The organism is Aeromonas sp. R7-1 (assembly GCF_040908115.1).
GTDB lineage: Bacteria > Pseudomonadota > Gammaproteobacteria > Enterobacterales > Aeromonadaceae > Aeromonas > Aeromonas caviae.
Genome location: NZ_JBFODD010000038.1, coordinates 1 through 18,155 on the forward strand (window position 1 = coordinate 1; position 18,155 = coordinate 18,155).

An 18,155-nucleotide genomic window follows, 5' to 3' on the forward strand; every position below is an offset into this window, starting at 1 on the left:
CCGTCGAGGTGAGCGAGTCATTGGGGCATACCACATCCAGCATGTGAACGGATATCACCGGCGGTTGAAGGAGTGGATGGAACGATTCCATGGAGTCGCAACCCACTACCTGAGGAATTATCTGGGCTGGCGCAGGATGCTGGAACGTTACGGCAGGGAGGTAAATACCAAGATGTGTTTGCATGAGGCGCTAGGGCACCCGATGCAACACGTAATTGGGACATAGCCTAAAAAAACCGGCACAAGGCCGGTTTTTGACGAGCAGGGGAATAACTCAGGGCAAGATGCGGGGACTCCACTCCAGCCACTCTTTTTCCGCCTTGGCATGAAGCGGATAACGATGGCCCGCCTTGACGGTCGCGCCCATCTCCCGCTCCGGCGTATTGAAGGCAATCCCGCCCGCCAGCAGGCTTTGCACCGTTTCGACCTCGATGGTGCCACCGGTCAGCCCGATATCGGCCTTGACCCCGGAGACATTCCAGAAGCGGCTGTTGGCGCGTATCAGATGGGCGTACTGTCCATCCACATTCACATCGATCAGTACCTCGCTGCCATCCCGGGCCAGGGTCACGCCGGTGACGCTGCCCACCACCATCTTGCGAAACAGCAGGGGGCTGCCCACGCTGATGCCATCGACGGAGGGGCTCTTGAGGGTCAGGGCAAGACCGGCGGGGCCACTCTGGCTCAAGGGGAAGGTCTCCTTGCCAGCCCCTCGGCCCGGTGTCGCCTCCACAAAGGCCCCCTTGATCAGGGTATCGAGGTGGGCAACGCCCCCCAGCCCGACCTTGGCCTGCACCAGGGCATAGCGCGCCCCGGATTGCAGGAAGCGCGCGGCATATTGCTCATTCAGCTCGGCCTTGAAGCTTACCTGGCCCAGGGTCGGGTCCAGTTCCACCTGCTCCACCTTGCCGATGTCCACTCCGCGATAGCGGATGGGGCTGCCGACCCCGAGACCCGGGTTGTGATCTGCCGTGAGGGTGAGGGTGCGCACCTGGGAGCTTGCCTGCTCCTTGCTGTCAAAGAGCTGATGACTGCTGCGACCTGTCCCCAGCTTGTCGAATTCGATGGCACCACGCAGCAGGGTGGCGAGGTTCCCCATCTTGACCTGCACGCCGTCGAGCCGGATCTTGCCGTCGATGGCGGCCTTCTTCCAGAACTGGGGTTGCTGCTTGAGCAAAGGAGCATAGATGGCATCGATCTCCAGGGTGATGGCCACGCCGCGACCATCGGCATCCAGCGCCTTGACCTTGCCCGCTTCCAGTCCCAGGTAGAAGACGGGGGAGCCCACACCGATACCATCAGCCTGAGCGGCACGCAGCGTCCAGCTGACCGCTTTGGCATGGCGGCTCCCAAGCAGGGCCAGCTCCTGGCTGGGGTAGAGGCGGTCAATCCTGTCACCCTTCGCAGCCTGTACCAGCTTGATGCCCCCCGCCAACCAGGCACTGGCCGGGCTGGTCTCCACCTTGATACCGCTGAGGTCCGCCTCCACCTGCAAGGGGGCGGCGCGATAGAAGCGAGCCCGTTGCAACAGATGGCGATAACGCTCGTTCACCAGCAGCTCGACACTGGCATTGCCGCCGGTATCCAGGGTCAGTGCCCCGAGCTGACCTATCTGCAACCCCTTGAACCAGAGCGGAGCCCCTTCGCTCAAACCGGCGAGATCCTCTGCCTGCAGGGTCAGCTTGATGCCGCCGCGCTGTGCCTGGCTCTCCAGGGTCATGGTGTTGACCCGTTCACCGGGTTCATAGTCCAGACGAATGGCGGGCCCGGCCAGCAGGCGATCCGCATGCTTGATCCCGGCAGGGGAGAGAGAGACCGTCTCCCACACCAGGCGACTCTTGCCGGTCACCCGGAACGCCTGCTCGGGGTTGATGAGGGCCGTCACGCTTCGCCCCTGCTCGGTCAGACGAATGGGGTCGATGCGTCCAATCTCGATGCCCTCATAGAGGATGGGCATCCCTTCCTTGATGGGCAGAGTCCCCGCCTGGATGGTGATGCGCTCACCCCGGGCGGCCTCGGCCAGCCCCTTGTAGAGGATGAAATTGACCCCCTTTTGCGCCACGGGAGAATCCTTGGGGGAGTCAAACGCAATGCCGCCGCTCAGGATGGAGGTGAGGCTGCCCGCCTCCACGCTGACGCCAGCCAGGCTGAAGGAGCCTTTGATGCCGCTGATGTTCCAGAAGCGGGTATCCGCCTTGACGAGGTGCTCGAAGCGCGGCTCGATCACCAGATCCAGGATCACGTTCTGGTTATCTTCCCCAAGACGGGTGTTGATGACACTGCCCACCTCCAGCCCGCGGAAATAGATCTTGGCGCCGATGCCCACCGACCCCAGAGAATCGGCTGTCAGGTGCAGGGTTCGCCCTTGGGCCTGATAACCGGGGGGAGGGCCATCCAGGGCATCGAACTCATCCTCCAGCGGGTTGTTCTCCCGTCCGGGTTGCAGGTTGATGTAGTTGCCGGACACCAGGGTGTCCAGGCCGGAGATCTCGGTCAGTGACGCCTTCGGACTCACCAGCCAGAAGTCGGAGCCCTTGCGTATGAGGGAGCGGGCACGGCTGTCCACCTTGGCCAGCACCGCAATCTTGCGACCATCCTGTGCCAGTTCCAGCTCCTGGACCACGCCGATGGCGACCCCCTGATAGCGCAACTGGGTCTTGCCCGGCAAGATACCGTTGCCCTGGGCAAAGTTGATGCGAATGAGTTGACCACTGCTCGTCCACTGCTGGTAGAGAAAGCCTCCCGCCAGCAAGAGGGCGATGAAGGGCAGCAACCAGACCGGGGATAACCAGCGGTGCTTCTCAATGACGGGCTCAGCCCCGACCATACCGACTCCTTACATTGGCTGTGATGCACAGCACGTTCGACACAAAAAACATTAACGGGCCGCCTTGTCCCACAACAGGCGGGTATCGAGCATCCTGGCCGACATCATGGTAAGCACGACCACGCCGGCGAACGCCGTCGCCCCGGGGCCGGCACGCACGTTGAGCAGCACGCCGCGATCCACCAGGGCCACCATCAGCGAGATGACGAACAGGTCCAGCATGGACCAGCGTCCGATGAAATCGATGATGCGGTACATGACGAGCTGGCGTTTGCGGCGCACCGGCTTGCTGCGCTGCAACTGCCAGCAGATCCAGCCAAGGCCCAGGATCTTGCCGATGGGCACGATGATGCTCGCGGTGAGCACTATGGTAGCGATGCCGGACATCTTGCTGCGATAGAGCGCCATGATACCGCTGAAAATGGTATCGGACTGCAATAATCCCTTGTTGTAGAAGTGGGTGATGGGCAGCAGGTTCGCAGGCAACAACATGAAGGTGGCCAGCGCCAGCAGGCCCCATGACCAGGCGAGGGAATGGGGGATGCGCATCTGCAAGGGAGTGTGACAACGAGGGCAGCTCATGCCGTGTTGATGGCGCACCAGCAACCCGCAGGTATGGCAGCGGCAAAGCCCCAGTTCACGGGCGCTGATCGGGGACATGGTCCGGCTCCCGGGAGGCGTGTTGCAGCGGAATCCGCTCCCAGTAAGGGGCAGGATCAAAGAGGATCAGCAGCGTCATGTTGAGCAGCATCAGGCAACCCAGGCTCAGCAGACCGCCTCCCAGGCGCACGTCGGCGATGTCGATAAGCTTGAACAGGGCGACCAGCAGGCTGACGATGTACACCTCCAGCATGGCCCAGTGGCGAAATACCTCGACCGCTTTGAGGGTCCACGCCAGCAGATGCCAGCGCTTGGCTAGGCCGGAGGCGAGGGCAAAGATCCCGAGCAGCAGCCCTGTCGGCGCCAGCACGGCGCACCAGAGCACCAGTGTTGCCACCCAGAGCTCGCTCTCGGCATACAGCATCATAATTCCCTTGATCAGGTTGGCGTCCGAGTTCACGCCCGCCAGGCGAAGATAGATCAAAGGCTCAAAAAACGCGGAAGGCAGCAACAGGAATCCGGTGATGGTCAGCGCCATCAACTGGGAAGGGCGAAAGGCATAGCGCCCATACAGATGCTGATGACAGCGGGGGCAATGGGCGTGACGGCGCAGCGGCAGCAACTTGCGTTCGATCAGCAAGTCACAGGCCGGACAGACAATCACCGAGTGCGGATCCGACATACGATTCAACCTGTTGAAGGAATTGATGAAATTTACCTTAAAACGCCTGCCCTGTCTTGCCGCGCTGCACACCCCCCTTTGAAAAGACGTGTTTTCCGCTGTGAACTGGCCGCCGCCAGCCAAGCAGGGGCTGGCGATGCATGGCGACATGCTGAGGGTATTTGCAATACTGTATATACGTACATATACTTGCAATCACTATCATCAGGAGGGCGCCGCGATGGCCGTTGAGATCAAGTATGTTGTGGTACGTGGGGGAGTGGAGAAGATGACCTTTGCCAGCAAGAAAGAGGCGGATGCCTATGACAAACTGTTGGACACCGCCGATGAGCTGATGACACTGCTGGCGGGTGCGCCGGTCGCGCTTGCACCGGAGCAGCAGGAGAGTCTGGCCTTTTATCTGGCCGAGCAGCGGGATCAGTTGCAGCAGGTATTGCGCGGTGGAAAAGGGCAGGGGAATCCCCCCAAAGAAGACAAGCTGGATACTGAACTGCCAAAGGGGAAGCCCCTGAAGAGCGTGGCTTGAGACGAAAGGGCGGGGAAGGGGATGTGAGGCAGAACCCGCTATCTCATTCATGAAAAGTGCAACTTAAGTCATTTTCACGACTATTTTCCCCGAGGATTTTCCAACCACACTGCATATTCATTGAATATGCCGATTGCTCGTTATCATGGGGTATCACAGCAAGATGCCTCAGGTCGTTGCCCCCAAGGCGCACTGCAAGCCCTGATGCCGATAACCCCATTTATCGGCATCAGGGGGGCGGCCCCGTTCAAAACATTCAACCGACATCACACACCATCATGACTCATCCAGCACTTCCACCCGCCATGCCGCTGTTCGATAGCGTGGAGCACCTTGAGGCGGGCAATCCCCAGGTCAACCAATACCTCGCCACCCTGAGTCTTGGCAAGGTCCCCGACGCGGGGATCGTGTATGAGCTGGCCGTCGACTGGCTGCTGGAGCAGCGCCACAGCGAAAACAACTACAAGACCTATCGCAGTGAGCTGACCACTTTTTTGCACTGGTGTTTTTGCGAGGTGGCCATCAGCCCCAGGGATCTCACCAGGCGCATCATGATGCGCTATCTCGACTATTGCCAGGCGCCACCGTCCGGACTGATTGCCTATCGCAACGTCGCCCAGTTCGTGCTCGACAAGGAGTGGGGGGAACGGTTGCCAAACCCCCTGTGGCGTCCGTTTCTGGGCAAGCGGGAACTGGGCCGGGAGCTGCCGTATCGACTGAGTGAGCAGGCGATGAAGACAAAACTCGCCATTTTGTCCGCCTTCTTCCAGTTTCTCATTCAGGAGGAGTACATGGATCGCAATCCGGCTCTCCTGCTGCAGCGGGTTAAACGTGCGGGCCCCCAGGAGGCTGGTGAAGACGCGCAATCCTTCACTGAGCTGCAATGGTCTTATGTGATGCAAGCCGCCGAACAGCTCGCTGCCGAATGCCCGGCACAACATGAGCGCAGCCGCTTTCTCATCTGTCTGATGTATGCCTGTTATCTGCGGATTTCCGAGGTGGCGGCCAGGCCGGGTTTCAGCCCCGTCATGGGCCAGTTTCGACGTGACGCCAAAACGGGCGTCTGGGGTTATGACATTCCCCGCAGCAAAGGCGGTAAACGTCGCACCGTGGCCGTTTCTCAGGCTCTGCTCGAAGCCCTGGCTCGCTATCGTACCTTTCTTGGCCTTTCGCCACTGCCGGCCCCCGGAGAGCAGACCCCGCTGTTCGTACGCCACAAGGCGGCGGCCCATGGCCGCGAACAAGGCGAACTCAATGCCAATCTGGGTATCCGCCAGCTACGAGACCTGGTAATGGCGGTATTTGAACAGGCCGCAAGCCTTGCCGAACAAGATGGTTTTGATCAGGATGCTGCTGAAATGCGAACCCTGACGCCGCACTCCATTCGTCACACCGGCATCACCCATGACATCAATCTGCACGGACGGCCTTTATCCCACGTACAAGCCGATGCGGGACACGACAGCATCGACACCACCTCCAAGTACCTGCACACCGGTAACCGGGAACGTCACGAGAGTGCCAGCCGCAAGCCGCTGGATCACTTGCTCGACCAGGACCGAACATATGATTGATAACCAGTGGTAAACAATAAAACTGCACTCATAACCAAGACGCGGGACCTAAAGGCAATCCTTGATTGACCATGCCCTGTGACTCATTAATTCGACACTGCGCATAATGTCGCGTTTGGTTAAATGCCCATGTGAAGCCCGCCGATAAGCCAGCCCACGCAATTTTGCTGGTTTATCAGGTATTTACTTGGATGGAACGAGAGTTGACCAAAAACTTCATTTTTCGTTGGTTTGAATGCGGTTTATCGGAAGAGGAGACGGCAAATCTATGTTTCGTTTCTGTGAGGCAGGTCACAAATTGGGATAAGGGTAAAGAGATCCCACCTGTCTATAAACGGCTTATGCGTATGGCATCTGGGCGGGAGCTGCCCACGATTTTCAAGGAGTGGCAGGGATGGCGGATGAAGAATGACTGCCTGATCGCACCGAATGGCGTCATGTTCGACAGGAGGAGGATCGAGGCGCTGGCCATCATCCAGGCCGAGCTGTCAGAGAAGCAGAGGGAAGCCTTCCACTGGCGGAAGAAGCTAGGCATCCAGTAGACAGGGGAGGGGGCGCAAGCCCCCTTTTTCCTGACCTAGACAGGCTTGCAAACGTTTTCAGTTGAATGCAAGATAATTCAACATACACATAAAAACATGGGAATAAGTTCGGATGGGGCCCGTTATTGCTCATGGCAAACATATCTCCAGCATTTCTGAACAAGTGATCCAAAGCCAACTGATAGGGGCGTTCAACTCGGAGGGGTGCAGGATTTGGGTTGACAGCATCAAGACCCTCATCGCCAGCCTTGACGGTCATCCGTTCTGCTTCCTTGTCGATACAAGAAGCTACGAAGGCGGCACCGATGAGGCTCTCAGTACAGCTAATGACTTCAATGGTTGGCTCAACGGTCAGAAGATGGTCGCTAAAGCTCATGTCATCAGATCCCAGGTACTACACGACATAGCGATTGAGCGAGTACCCAACATAAAGCAGCAGAATGTCAGAACCTTCAAGAACCAGGAGGACGCCATGACTTGGTTGATGGAAGAGCTGAGGCTATCCGCAGTCGACCAAGCATGAATACCGCATCCACCTGGGGAACTGCCCAGGAAGGATGGCGGAAGAAGCTAGACAGGGTAGGGCAGGGGGCGCAAGCCCCCTTTTTCATGGGCGCAGCATGATATGTCGTGAAAGCCTGACCAGGTACGCTGGAGCGCAGCACAAACCACTAAAGATGTGATCCGTGGTGTCATCAGGCTCTGTGAAACGAATTCCCCCCGTATTACTATACGGGGGTCAACAATCATAATGCAGGGCATAAAAAAAATGGACATTTTTTACAAATATACGAGCTTGTTACCTTTAAGCTATTTTGATGAACCAACTATAAAGCTATCTCCTACCGTATATTTGAATGATCCTTTTGAATATGACGCATGTGAAAACATAGCGTCATCCATTAAGGAGTTCCTAGAAAAAATAGGACTAGATGAAAACACGGTAAATAAAGGAGTAAATGCATGTGAAAAGGGCATAAACATGATGCTATCTTTGAATGGAATTGTGTCTTTTTCTGAAACGCCTAGAAATAGCCTCATGTGGGCACACTATTCAAATCAACATAATGGGATCTGTATCGGCTACAATAGAAGTGTATTAGAACATGTGCAATTAGATGATCTAACAGAAAAAGAAAAAATGTTTTTACTGCTTTTGAATTCACCTAAAAAAATAAATTATGACAATTTAAGATTTGAATCATTTGGGTACACAGATACCGATATAAAAACGCTCAGCAAGAATGCAACAATAAATCATTTATTCAAAAAAAGTGACGAGTGGATATATGAAAAAGAACATCGATGCATTATCCCATACATTAAGGCAAATACACTCATTGTGACTAGTGATAACGCAAAAATTGATAATGAACTTAGCCCTTCAAAATCAAAGGTCAATATAAGTGAGCACATGACATATCAACAGCTCATCAGTAATCAATTAGCGAAAGGCTATATTTCAAAAACCCAAACCCCAAACAAATACATTATCAATAGCGATAAAATCAACTCAGTGGTATGCGCAGCTTTACAATCATCCAAGGACGCAATACACTTAATAAATATAGATGAAAATGCAATAAAATCTATATATTTTGGGTGTAAGGTAGATAAAAAAATTATCAAACCATATTATGATAAACTCCATGATAAATATGAATTGTATCAATTTCATTTATCAAAGAAGAGATTTGAACTAATACCAATCAAAATAACATCAAGCATGTTTGATACCCAATAAAAACACATCCGCTATTTTCCTCATTCAGATTAGGAAAGCCCAACGCCGGTTTAGCAGGGAAGGGGGTTATTTCAGCGGAGGCGCTCAATGCCGTGAATCACCCCAGGGAGGCAGACACCTGGGGGGCATAGGTCCTCGGGACGCAAGCGCCCTGCGGCAGGGCGTTTATCATGGTTCGCGCAGCTCACCATATGTAATGGTCAGCGGCCATCCTTAACGCAAGCGGCAGCAGATCGAGCACGGCGTTTTGCCCGGCAGTGGTGCTGCCACTTCACCTCCAGCTCGATAAGGTAGCCCCCAAAGAGGCAGAGCAGGGGAGGCAGCGAGAACAGCACCACAAGGGCAACACAGGCCCAACGAGCCTCGGCGGAATAGCCAGGATTGCTCCCTATGGCTATCAGGATGGCAATATCAATGCAGATAGCGATGATGCCAATCACGGCAACCCCCATTAGATCCAGCGATGTATTTATGTCCGGTCATCGTTAGGCACCCCGTCATTCTTGGCACCAGCAAAGAGCGCACCATTGACCCGCTTACGCAAAGCATCCCCGTCAGGGTCGCAATAAACGTCCACTGGCTGCCCCTGGTACTGGATAACCGCATGGCACGCCGTCATGGGCTTCAAATCGACGAAGAATTGCGGCCACTCCTCGGCATAGATGGCTTGCTCGTCGTCCCCCTTCCGCAGCGCAAAGCAATATTCGACGTTGTAGACGTCTCGATCACTTTTGGTCAGCACATGGCAGTTGATGATCATCCGGTATCCGGCGAACGGGCCTACAGCAAAGACGCCAGCAGCATCCGCAGCAGGAGCGCCACTAGGACGTACATTAGCAGCGGTCGCAGCACCCACTTGCCCAGGAACCGAAGAAGCGGCATCAACGGGCGCAGAAGCCACCACAGAGGTTTCAGGACGCGAGTCAATATATTGAGGCTTGATGAAACCAAAGAAAACACAGAGTCCCCAAACGACCAGAACAAAAAGTATTTTAGGGTCTCGCAGCATCGAGCTGCCCGCGATTGTATCCGAGACTTTACCGGTTGTAGTCGAGTCATAAAGCTTGAAAACATACTTGGGCACCTTATTAAATGGCTTGGCTTGCAGCACATCAGACATGGATGTGCCGGAATTGTCGGAAAGGTGAAGAACGGTCTTATAACGGCCACCAATCCCCAATATCGCCATATTGGTATGCCGAATTGCAGTCTCAGCAGCCGACCGAATAACTTGGTGAACCTTTTTGATGTTCGGGGTCGTTAATACGAAATCCCAGTTGTGATGACGGTGCATATCAAAGGCCACGTCGATAGTTTCCGGTCGGCCATCCTCTTTGGCCTTATCCGGCCCACCTGGATAATTGAGTTTATCCAGGTCACTCTGGCGCCATGCTGGCGGAAATACCCGCTGCACCTCATCAACCAGGAAGAACGCCCCTTTGGGAGCCCAGTGGTAAAACCGCGCCAAATGATCACGCCCTTCCTGGGATTCCGTCTCGACATAGAGCACCTCAAACCCCTCTGGCACATCATTCCCCAGCACCTCACGGCAGCGCTCAACAGAGAAACCGCGCACGTTAGTGATGATATAGCGTCCCTCTTTGATGGCGGGAATCACATCGGTGTGAATAGCACCGCTTGATTTATATGACCCTGGCGCACCGTGATGGATTTTAATCGACATAGATCACCACCCGAATATATTCAGTAGAAAGCGCGTCACAAACGCCTGAGTGATAACAGACATACCCTTATCAAATTGCAGATAGAGCAATATATCCCGCACAGATGCAGGAAGACTATTAAACGAAGTCGATATCAAATCACTGAATTGCAGGTTTATCAGGATTTCCCTGGCAACATCCCATGAAAACACCAACATGAACAATTTAAACTGGATCCACTGAATAGCGAATTTCACCGAAATCCATGCCGTTACCTGGACCGCAAGATTGTATATATCCTGAAACAAACCACTGAATAAATCACCTAGCCATTCCATCGCTCACCTCTTCGCAACAATCATGAAAGCAATAAAGTAGAAAATAAACAACATCAGCGCGAGCAATATTTCCCAATACCCGCCAACATTGGGGCACACTTGGTAATCATTGCCAAACAAGGAAAACATATCGAAGCACTTGGGAACAGATGCCGAACCGTAAAAATCAAACCTGAATATGTCGGCCATCTCGCCTTTAATAGCCAGATACTGACTTTTTAACGCCTCCTTCTCTTCATCATATTTCTTTGTTATCTGTTCCAGGTCAAAGGCACAACTAGCGTCACCCGAGCAAAGCGTTGAATTATACTCAGAGCCCGCAACATGCAAAGGATTGGATCCCGAACCAGGCATTTGAGAATAATCAATATTAAAGTCGCCAGACCCACCTTGCCCACCGCCAGAGTTTCCCCAGCCATTCTTTAAACCATCCTGGAGCATGTACTTGATGCCGTAAAGATTGTCATTCATCTGACTTAAATAACCAGACTGGCTAGAAATATTGGAGTTAACCGAATTAACCGAGCCTTGAAGACTCCCGATAGCACCAAGCATATTCCCTATATTGGATGACATGGAGCTTGTATTGCCACCAATAGAGCCCAGGGTTGACATGGCCGATTGCTGCATCGCTTTAAGAGAGGCAACATCGCCTTTAATTGCCGATAAATCAGCCGTAGAAACTGCACCACTACTAGAACCAGTTAAATGACCGCAACCATTGGCAAGAGGGTTTACCACACAATTGGTTAATTCCCGCAACGCATCCTCAGACCTATTGAGCGTCGAAAGCATCTGATTATTAATTAAGCCAACTTGTTCAGAGCTGTTAATTTGAGTGGTCAGCGCATCAGTAACTTTTCTCAGGTCTCGACCAAAATCCTTAAATGTGGCAAGCGATGCTTCACCCTGACCATATAATTTAATAGCAGTCCAACGCAAATCCTCATCAATCTGCTTTAAAGCCGCAGTAGTGGCCTCTTGATCATGACCACCAACACCAATAGGGCTAATTTGGTCTTTAAAGGGATAATAATATGGCGCACCACCTGTATTACCGCCGCCGTTATCACCGCCACCAGTTTCGCCACTACCGCCACCGCCAAGGGTACACTCGCCGCCTGTCGTCTCAATAGGCCCCTTGGTGCCCGAAGCAGGCACCTCAACGCAGACACCAGGACAAGCCACCTCGCAGCCTCCCAGGCTGGACGTCTCCCATTTCACGCAGTAAGGCAGCTCAGTGCTAATTGGTACACTGGACAGCTTGAGCCCTGCCGGACAGCTCGCAAACGCCCCCAGCGGTACCAGGAACAGCAGATAAAGCACTCTCACGCGACCCCCAATAAAAAAGGCGACCGAAGCCGCCTTGTGTCATATGGAAAACGTTGCCCTGTAACCTTCAACAAAGAACAGGAACCATAGCGTCCCGATGAGCAAAGACACGATTAAGCTTTGCGCATCAGGCCGATCAGGATGACGACGCCGACAACAGTCGCCACCACCAACATGACTTTCGGCGCGGTCGCATCCACATCGGATTTAGCGGTATCGAGAGCCGCAGCAGCAGCGGCCGCAGCAGCACTGCCACCTTCTGCATTTGCAGCCATGGCCGCCATAGAACAGCTCAGAGCGATACAGCCATTACGGAAATAGTTTTGCATACTCGTTTATCCTCTTTTTGCACCTACAATAACACGGGCAATTGCGCCCACTTTTAAACCCAAAGCCCACATAACAATCCCAGAGCTAAAGGCAATTCCCACAAGTGATATATCAAACTGGAACCAGTCGGATATATCGGTGAGTTTTGTGTGCTCCTGGACAGTCAGGAGCACGTAATTACAAGAATCCCCCTCTGAAAGGCGGGTATATCCTTCGGAGGTAATATCCAGGCAAATCATTATTGCGCCCTCGTCGTCGGTCGCTGCGCGCCCTCGCTCCTCCTCCTCGTTGCGCGCCGATTACAGCGGCTTTTTAGAGGCTTGGTAGCCAACAACAACGTTGCGGGTCGGATTCTGGGGATCCGCTTCCAGAATAAGGTCAATCGCCACCAACTTGGGGCAATCAGCCATTTCCTTGATAGTCGGCGCATCATTGCGCAGGGACAACTGGCGAACCTCATAGCCCCAGGAGTTGATATTGCACTCCGGCTTGTTGACGTTGTTTGCAGGAGCCAGATATTCCACCTGGGCAAAGTCATAAGGCACCGGAGCGCCAGACTTGCGAGAAACACCGTAGCCATGGGTCACGCGAGTGACCAGCACACTGGACAAAATAGACATAGTTATTACCTCGTTGAAGAACCTTGGTTAGGTCGAAAATACAGGCAGCTCGTCCAAGTCAGGAGGGAGCGGCATTCTTAATCGCGCCGGAATATCACTTTCTTCCAGGTGCGCAGTTAATTGGTTAACAATCTTCTCAGGCGATAATCCCTCGATGTTCGCTAACCAATTAACAAGGCGACCCGCCATGCGGGACATATTAAAGACGGCATTGTCCCTGGACGTTTTGAACTTGTTTTTAAAGGTGGTCAGTCTGACGGGCTTTATTTCCGCTTCCTGGATAGCAGCCAGCCATTTATCAAATTGCGGATACATCCCCGCAAAATAGGGGTCTGGGTTTACCAGGACGTCCAGCGGGATAATGCGGTCCTTATTGTGCAGCTCGCCTTCGGCGCGTACCCAATTCGGATACTCTGCCGACTGCATCTGTTTGCCCTTTTCGTATACCCGGGCGCACTTTCCGTTGATGCGGCTGCCCACGTAGAACGAGCAGCCCTTGGTCGGCACCATGCCAAAGCGCTTGGCGATGCCCTTAGCAACCTCGGTGATCACGAACTCGCCCGATTCAATCTTCATCCAGGACGGAGCGCGGCCCCGCTGGGGATGGAACTCGCCGGCTTCCGCGCCAGCAATGGCACCCTGGTAGGTGATGTGCTCGCCGCTGTAGTCATCCAGGGCGAGATCCACCCGTGTGATGCGCACGCCTGGAATGTGAGAGATAACATCATGCAAAGCCTGGAAATCCAGGGCGGCACAACCCACACCGGAAAAACTCACCATGCAACCATGGTTTGCCGCACCCCAGCCAATCAGGCCGCAGGGGATGCCGTCACACAGCAGGTCAGCCGAATTGGCGTAACCGTGCAGGCCAGAGCGGCGAGGGCGCATCGTGAAGCGCGGCTCGGGGATGGGGACACCAATGCGGGTATTCAGCTCCTCTAACCACAGCTCCAGCTCGTTGCAGCAGAGGGCATCCAGGAACTGGACGCCGTAGCAATCGATCAAGTCGTTGTAGGCTTCCCAATACTTGGCACCCTCGACAACCTCGAACTCGGAGAACTTGAGCAGGGCAGTGCAGACCGCCTTCAACTCCTTACGAATGTCGGCACGGGCCTTGTAACCGGAATGCAAAGCACGCTCCATCATTTCGGTCATGGATAGCGTCACGACAGGGGCAGGGGACTTAGGCACCCCATGGAGGCTTAACCGCTCAGTGGTCTTGTCATATTCAACCGCTGGGGTAGGGGAGACCCCCAGCCGTTCGGCCTTGCTGCACAGGCGTTCTGTCACCTTGTCAAAACGGGTGAGGGGAGCGAAGCCAACCGGACGCTTCCAGAGATAACGCAGCCCCTCGACAGGGGGTTCAGAAATGGCCGCTTGCAGGGCCTTCACGTTGGTATCGAAGCGCGGGACAGCCTTCAAGAGCGCACCTTGCTTGGCAAGCTCCTTCATCTGGATCAACTCAGTCGGTGCCCAGGTGAAGGACAGATAGTCGATCAGGGTTTTGTTGCCGATAACCCCATTTATCGGCATCACGGAGCTATGACCAGTCATCGAAAAACACTCCCTGGTCATAGAAGCCGCGCCAGGTGTCCTCGGTGACTTCCACCAGTTCGAACACGGTATCGGGGTACGTCATCGACAGATAGACCCGCAGCTCATGCAGGTCGCGGAACATCTCGACCTGACCCGCGATGCAGGCGGAGTAATCGCCAGTCGGCTCTGCCTGCCAATAGACCTTGCGCTCGATGAGCGCAGGCAGATCCGGGTTTTGTGGGCTAGAGTGGGTCATAGGTTAGTCAGCAAGCTAATGAACTGACTACATTAGGTCAGTTAATTAGCGCACTGACAACCGAGGCATTTGGGCAGAAAATGAGTATGATGGGCCGATTGTCTAACCACTCAGGAGACAGAAACATGGACTCTAAAGCGCTTATTCAAGCCTATATGAGGGCCAAAAAGTTTAGCCAGTATCAGCAAGTTGCTGCCGAGCTTGGTTTTACCAAGTCACATATCTCCAGCCTCACCACTGGGAAGATGCAACTTACTGATGCCACTGCAAAAAAGATTGCCGAGGAAATCGGCCTAGACGTCCAAGAAGTGCTGATAAGTCTGGCGGCAGTCAGGGCCACGGATCCCGAGCTGAAACAGGCTTGGTACGATATTCTGGCGAAGTATTCGAAAGGAGCTGGCACGGCGGTAGCCCTTGCGGCGGCTGTGTTTCTGTCTCCACTGAGCGGGCCTGACCATACCGCGCATAATGTATATTATGTTAAATGAAATATCTTGGTATTCTGTCACCCTCAACCGAACTGTGTATAATGGTGGCAATTGATCCTATCCCCGACCGGATGTCTTAAGTGGCTGAATTAACATCAGAACAATTAAAACCCGCTTTCTCGATTGAGCAGTTCCCCACACTTGGCGAACTCGACCCCATTCCGTTTGCCGCCCTGCAACCCAGAGCGATTTCGGGTATCAAACGGCTGGCCAGTTTTGATGGTGACTGCCCGGTCATGATCCTCAACGGTTTCCCCGGTGCAGATTACGAGAATGTCTGCCAGACCCTGATCGCCTCTTCGAATGGCAAGGATGGCGACCTGTTCGATCTCTGTTATACCGAGAATCTCAACAACCCTTTCAAACCCATCTGGCTGCGCCTGCAACCGGGCTCGGGTTTCGAGTTCTGCGAAATGGTCGGCGAGCTGCTCAAGCTGATGAGCCACCATCTCGACGCCGAACGGCTGGTCACCCGGATCATCCGCAAACAGAACAACGACCCCAAGATCGTGGATTTCCTCTCCGATCTGGCCGCCCATGTCGCCCAGGGCCTCGAGTTCCAGCACCCGGTGCTCATCAACCTGCTGATCCATCATGAGGATCAGCAAGCCCCTGTCGTCTACGGCCGCGACCTGAACTGGGATACCTTGTTCGGCTCCATCAACTATCAGACGGAACAAGGCTCCGTCTACGCCAACCAGCACCTTTTGGAACCCGGCCTGCTGCGGGAAGCCAACGGTGGTTACCTGGTACTTCAGCTCGATGAGCTGCTGGATCAGCCTCATCTCTGGTTCAAGCTCAAGAACGCCATGCAAAAAGGCGAGCTGGACTGGAATGCCTATCAGGAAGGCAAGACGCTGACGCCCTTCTTCACCCCGGAGGCGACCCCCATCCGGTTCAAGTTGATCCTGGTCGGTGACAGGCTGGACGTGGCGGAATTCCAGATGCTGGACAGGGACATGGCGGAGCGCATCTTCCTGCGTGCCGATCTGGTCTCCGAAGTGAGCATCGAGGAAGATCTCCCCGCCTTCCTGCAATATCTCGCCTGGCTGCGAGCGCGCTGGGCGCTGCTGGATTTCACCCCAAGTGCCCTCCTCGCCCTCTGTCGCCATGCCAGCCGCCTGTGTGACCACCAGGAGTGGCTATCCCTCTCCGAGGTACAGCTCGGCGCCATCATGCGCATGGCCGACAGCCTGGCCCGCGAGCTGGAAGCGACCTGCGTCACTGACGAACATATCCTGCTCGCCCTGGAAGAGCAGGATTACCGCCTCAACTATCTGGTGGAGCAATCGGATCAGGGTGTCATCGACGGCCAGATCCTGCTGCAGACCGACGGTGAAGAGGTTGGCCAGATCAACGGCCTTTCCGTCATCCAGGTGGCCGGCCATCCCTATGACTTCGGGGAGCCGGTACGCCTCACCGCGACCGTCCACCTCGGGGATGGCGATGTGGCTGACATCGAGCGCAAGGCGGAGCTCGCCGGTCACATTCACGCCAAAGCCATGATGATCATCCACGGCTACCTCTCCAACAAGTTCGGTGCAGAGAACCCCTCGCCGCTCTCGGCCAACCTGGTGTTCGAGCAGTCATACCACGAGATCGATGGTGACAGCGCCTCCCTGACCGGCCTGTGTGCCCTGCTCTCCGCCCTCGCCCGCCAGCCCATCTATCAGCACTTCGCCGTGACCGGTGCGGTCGACCAGTTCGGCAATGTGCAGGCCGTTGGCGGCGTGAACGAGAAGATTGAGGGCTTCTTCCGGGTGTGCAAGATCCACGGTCTCACCGGCAAGCAAGGCATTCTGCTGCCCGGCACCAACGCCCAGCAGCTCAACCTCTCTGATGAAGTGATCGCGGCAGTAGAGGCCGGCCAGTTCCACATCCACCCGGTGGATCACGTGGAAGAGGCTATCGAGCTGCTCACCGGCTGCGTCGCTGGCGAACCGGACATGCCGGATACCCTGTTTGGCCGCATCCAGGAGAGACTGGACGAACTCAATGGCACGGCAACAAAGAGTGGCGGCCTGCTGCGCAGCCTGCTGGACCGGCTGCTTGGCCGTTAAATGAAGTGATCGGAGTTGTTTGGCGAACATCTGTAAGCTAAATTGGCCCGGCTTTGACCCATATGAAGGATAAACAGCGTGACCCTAGATAACGACACCACTGATCCCCGCCTCTCCCTGTGCGAACAAGGCAAAGAGTCCTTTACCCGTGAAGAGCTGCTTGCCTGCAGCCGTGGCGAATTATTTGGTGAAGGTAACAGCCAGCTGCCCGCCCCCAACATGCTGATGATGGATCGCATCGTCAAGATCAACGACCATGGCGGCGAGCACGGCAAGGGTGAAATCCTGGCTGAACTCGATATCACGCCGGATCTCTGGTTCTTCGACTGCCACTTCCCCGGCGATCCCGTCATGCCCGGCTGCCTGGGCCTGGATGCCATGTGGCAACTGGTCGGCTTCTTCCTGGGCTGGAAAGGGGGTCCTGGCAAAGGACGTGCGCTGGGTGTCGGTGAAGTCAAGTTCACCGGCCAGATCCTGCCGACGGCCAAGAAGGTCACCTACAAAATCACCTTCAAGCGCGTCATCAACCGCAAACTGGTCATGGGCATTGCCGATGGCGTCGTGGAAGTGGATGGTCGCCCCATCTACAGCGCCACCGATCTGAAAGTGGGCCTGTTCAAAGACACCACCGCATTCTGATCCTGCTCCTGGGTGAGCAGAACAACGTAAAGGGGCCACAATGGCCCCTTTCCTTTTGTAATGAGTGATGAAGTATCGGTTACTTCATGAAGAGGCCTGAGCCTCGCCCTTCCATGGCATCGCGCCAACCACCAAGCCAATGGCCCCTGGCATCCAGGCACTGGTACGGACACGCTTCTTTCTGTTTGCCGACTACGCCAGCCTGATAACCACGAGCGCGAGCTCTCTCCAGACGGTCCCGTTTCTGTCTCTTCATCATCTACGACCCTCTTCGTGGAACAAAAAAAGCGACCAGTTTTTCACCGGTCGCCTTCATCTTTACCCCAGGGGGGAGGCAGGGTCAAACAAAAAATTCCATGCTATTCAGGGGTTGTGACACAAGATACTGAACTGCATT

20 protein-coding genes and 1 pseudogene are annotated in these 18,155 nt (G+C 54.8%); 9 read left to right on the plus strand and 12 right to left on the minus strand.

Features of this window, described 5'->3' with window-relative positions:
• Positions 1-226 (plus strand): annotated as a pseudogene (locus tag AB5Y51_RS09260) (IS1595 family transposase); the annotation flags it as partial.
• A gap of 48 nt (positions 227-274) precedes the next feature.
• Here AB5Y51_RS09260 and AB5Y51_RS09265 read toward each other — a convergent pair.
• Genes AB5Y51_RS09265 through AB5Y51_RS09275 form a run of 3 tightly spaced genes read right to left on the minus strand, consistent with a single transcriptional unit; the run spans position 275 to position 4,109 of the window.
• The gene (locus AB5Y51_RS09265) at positions 275-2,827 is read right to left on the minus strand and encodes an MlaD family protein (RefSeq protein WP_368178326.1); all 2,553 of its coding nucleotides are present in this window, start codon (positions 2,825-2,827) and stop codon (positions 275-277) included.
• 51 nt (positions 2,828-2,878) lie between these two features.
• Positions 2,879-3,487, minus strand: coding sequence for a paraquat-inducible protein A (locus AB5Y51_RS09270; protein ID WP_010674753.1), 609 nt, complete (start codon positions 3,485-3,487; stop codon positions 2,879-2,881).
• Complete coding sequence (locus AB5Y51_RS09275; RefSeq protein WP_010674754.1) at positions 3,465-4,109, minus strand: paraquat-inducible protein A; 645 nt, start codon at positions 4,107-4,109, stop codon at positions 3,465-3,467. Before AB5Y51_RS09275 ends, AB5Y51_RS09270 begins: the two co-directional genes overlap by 23 nt.
• 220 nt (positions 4,110-4,329) lie before the next feature.
• Here AB5Y51_RS09275 and AB5Y51_RS09280 point away from each other — a divergent pair, with 220 nt between their 5' ends.
• From AB5Y51_RS09280 to AB5Y51_RS09300, 5 genes are all read left to right on the plus strand, one after another.
• Positions 4,330-4,635 (plus strand): YebG family protein, encoded by a 306-nt coding sequence (locus AB5Y51_RS09280; RefSeq protein WP_039041159.1) that lies wholly within the window; start codon positions 4,330-4,332, stop codon positions 4,633-4,635.
• A gap of 278 nt (positions 4,636-4,913) precedes the next feature.
• The gene (locus AB5Y51_RS09285) at positions 4,914-6,209 is read left to right on the plus strand and encodes a site-specific integrase (RefSeq protein ID WP_042017652.1); all 1,296 of its coding nucleotides are present in this window, start codon (positions 4,914-4,916) and stop codon (positions 6,207-6,209) included.
• 191 nt (positions 6,210-6,400) lie between these two features.
• Entirely contained in the window at positions 6,401-6,751 is a 351-nt protein-coding gene (locus AB5Y51_RS09290; protein ID WP_201893947.1) for a DUF3653 domain-containing protein, read from the plus strand.
• 112 nt (positions 6,752-6,863) lie between these two features.
• Entirely contained in the window at positions 6,864-7,274 is a 411-nt protein-coding gene (locus tag AB5Y51_RS09295) for a hypothetical protein (RefSeq protein WP_323945495.1), read from the plus strand.
• Between the two features lie 246 nt (positions 7,275-7,520).
• Positions 7,521-8,495: a DUF2971 domain-containing protein gene (locus AB5Y51_RS09300; protein ID WP_368178327.1), complete on the plus strand. Its 975-nt coding sequence runs from the start codon at positions 7,521-7,523 to the stop codon at positions 8,493-8,495.
• 200 nt (positions 8,496-8,695) lie between these two features.
• On the opposite strand, the gene AB5Y51_RS09305 is transcribed toward AB5Y51_RS09300, so the two are convergent.
• The 8 genes from AB5Y51_RS09305 to AB5Y51_RS09340 all read right to left on the minus strand — a co-directional run bounded on the left by AB5Y51_RS09305 (position 8,696) and on the right by AB5Y51_RS09340 (position 14,571).
• On the minus strand, positions 8,696-8,935 hold the full coding sequence (locus AB5Y51_RS09305; protein WP_368178328.1) for a hypothetical protein: 240 nt from the start codon (positions 8,933-8,935) through the stop codon (positions 8,696-8,698).
• A 29-nt stretch (positions 8,936-8,964) separates the two neighbouring features.
• Positions 8,965-10,179, minus strand: a complete 1,215-nt coding sequence (locus AB5Y51_RS09310) for a zonular occludens toxin family protein (RefSeq protein ID WP_368178329.1) — start codon at positions 10,177-10,179, stop codon at positions 8,965-8,967.
• A 3-nt stretch (positions 10,180-10,182) separates the two neighbouring features.
• Positions 10,183-10,497 (minus strand): DUF2523 family protein, encoded by a 315-nt coding sequence (locus AB5Y51_RS09315; protein ID WP_151027397.1) that lies wholly within the window; start codon positions 10,495-10,497, stop codon positions 10,183-10,185.
• Positions 10,498-10,500: 3 nt separating this feature from the next.
• Positions 10,501-11,823 carry a hypothetical protein gene (locus AB5Y51_RS09320; RefSeq protein WP_368178330.1) on the minus strand — a complete coding sequence of 441 codons (1,323 nt, stop codon included), beginning with the start codon at positions 11,821-11,823 and terminating at the stop codon, positions 10,501-10,503.
• Between the two features lie 119 nt (positions 11,824-11,942).
• Positions 11,943-12,158 (minus strand): Flexible pilin, encoded by a 216-nt coding sequence (locus AB5Y51_RS09325; protein ID WP_151027399.1) that lies wholly within the window; start codon positions 12,156-12,158, stop codon positions 11,943-11,945.
• A gap of 300 nt (positions 12,159-12,458) precedes the next feature.
• Positions 12,459-12,779 (minus strand): hypothetical protein, encoded by a 321-nt coding sequence (locus AB5Y51_RS09330; protein WP_039040801.1) that lies wholly within the window; start codon positions 12,777-12,779, stop codon positions 12,459-12,461.
• A gap of 27 nt (positions 12,780-12,806) precedes the next feature.
• The gene (locus AB5Y51_RS09335; RefSeq protein WP_324045545.1) at positions 12,807-14,333 is read right to left on the minus strand and encodes a replication initiation factor domain-containing protein; all 1,527 of its coding nucleotides are present in this window, start codon (positions 14,331-14,333) and stop codon (positions 12,807-12,809) included.
• On the minus strand, positions 14,320-14,571 hold the full coding sequence (locus tag AB5Y51_RS09340) for a hypothetical protein (protein ID WP_128342418.1): 252 nt from the start codon (positions 14,569-14,571) through the stop codon (positions 14,320-14,322). Before AB5Y51_RS09340 ends, AB5Y51_RS09335 begins: the two co-directional genes overlap by 14 nt.
• Before the next feature lie 125 nt (positions 14,572-14,696).
• Here AB5Y51_RS09340 and AB5Y51_RS09345 point away from each other — a divergent pair, with 125 nt between their 5' ends.
• From AB5Y51_RS09345 to fabA, 3 genes are all read left to right on the plus strand, one after another.
• Positions 14,697-15,059, plus strand: coding sequence for a helix-turn-helix domain-containing protein (locus AB5Y51_RS09345; protein WP_324042009.1), 363 nt, complete (start codon positions 14,697-14,699; stop codon positions 15,057-15,059).
• A gap of 80 nt (positions 15,060-15,139) precedes the next feature.
• Positions 15,140-17,119: a Lon protease family protein gene (locus AB5Y51_RS09350; RefSeq protein ID WP_219603620.1), complete on the plus strand. Its 1,980-nt coding sequence runs from the start codon at positions 15,140-15,142 to the stop codon at positions 17,117-17,119.
• Positions 17,120-17,197: 78 nt separating this feature from the next.
• A complete protein-coding gene (gene fabA / locus AB5Y51_RS09355) occupies positions 17,198-17,758 on the plus strand; it encodes a 3-hydroxyacyl-[acyl-carrier-protein] dehydratase FabA (protein ID WP_010674758.1) in 561 nt (186 codons plus the stop codon).
• Positions 17,759-17,837: 79 nt separating this feature from the next.
• Here fabA and rmf read toward each other — a convergent pair whose 3' ends face one another.
• The gene (gene rmf, locus AB5Y51_RS09360; protein ID WP_010674759.1) at positions 17,838-18,014 is read right to left on the minus strand and encodes a ribosome modulation factor; all 177 of its coding nucleotides are present in this window, start codon (positions 18,012-18,014) and stop codon (positions 17,838-17,840) included.
• Positions 18,015-18,155 lie beyond the last annotated feature (141 nt).

What these genes read in the sequence shown, in the direction of transcription:
- AB5Y51_RS09265 (WP_368178326.1), bottom strand. Translation starts at nt 2,827, where the DNA reads ATGGTCGGGGCTGAGCCCGTCATTGAGAAGCACCGCTGGTTATCCCCG.
- AB5Y51_RS09270 (WP_010674753.1), bottom strand. Translation starts at nt 3,487, where the DNA reads ATGTCCCCGATCAGCGCCCGTGAACTGGGGCTTTGCCGCTGCCATACC.
- AB5Y51_RS09275 (WP_010674754.1), bottom strand. Translation starts at nt 4,109, where the DNA reads ATGTCGGATCCGCACTCGGTGATTGTCTGTCCGGCCTGTGACTTGCTG.
- AB5Y51_RS09280 (WP_039041159.1), top strand. Translation starts at nt 4,330, where the DNA reads ATGGCCGTTGAGATCAAGTATGTTGTGGTACGTGGGGGAGTGGAGAAG.
- AB5Y51_RS09285 (WP_042017652.1), top strand. Translation starts at nt 4,914, where the DNA reads ATGACTCATCCAGCACTTCCACCCGCCATGCCGCTGTTCGATAGCGTG.
- AB5Y51_RS09290 (WP_201893947.1), top strand. Translation starts at nt 6,401, where the DNA reads ATGGAACGAGAGTTGACCAAAAACTTCATTTTTCGTTGGTTTGAATGC.
- AB5Y51_RS09295 (WP_323945495.1), top strand. Translation starts at nt 6,864, where the DNA reads ATGGGGCCCGTTATTGCTCATGGCAAACATATCTCCAGCATTTCTGAA.
- AB5Y51_RS09300 (WP_368178327.1), top strand. Translation starts at nt 7,521, where the DNA reads ATGGACATTTTTTACAAATATACGAGCTTGTTACCTTTAAGCTATTTT.
- AB5Y51_RS09310 (WP_368178329.1), bottom strand. Translation starts at nt 10,179, where the DNA reads ATGTCGATTAAAATCCATCACGGTGCGCCAGGGTCATATAAATCAAGC.
- AB5Y51_RS09315 (WP_151027397.1), bottom strand. Translation starts at nt 10,497, where the DNA reads ATGGAATGGCTAGGTGATTTATTCAGTGGTTTGTTTCAGGATATATAC.
- AB5Y51_RS09325 (WP_151027399.1), bottom strand. Translation starts at nt 12,158, where the DNA reads ATGCAAAACTATTTCCGTAATGGCTGTATCGCTCTGAGCTGTTCTATG.
- AB5Y51_RS09330 (WP_039040801.1), bottom strand. Translation starts at nt 12,779, where the DNA reads ATGTCTATTTTGTCCAGTGTGCTGGTCACTCGCGTGACCCATGGCTAC.
- AB5Y51_RS09335 (WP_324045545.1), bottom strand. Translation starts at nt 14,333, where the DNA reads ATGACTGGTCATAGCTCCGTGATGCCGATAAATGGGGTTATCGGCAAC.
- AB5Y51_RS09340 (WP_128342418.1), bottom strand. Translation starts at nt 14,571, where the DNA reads ATGACCCACTCTAGCCCACAAAACCCGGATCTGCCTGCGCTCATCGAG.
- AB5Y51_RS09345 (WP_324042009.1), top strand. Translation starts at nt 14,697, where the DNA reads ATGGACTCTAAAGCGCTTATTCAAGCCTATATGAGGGCCAAAAAGTTT.
- rmf (WP_010674759.1), bottom strand. Translation starts at nt 18,014, where the DNA reads ATGAAGAGACAGAAACGGGACCGTCTGGAGAGAGCTCGCGCTCGTGGT.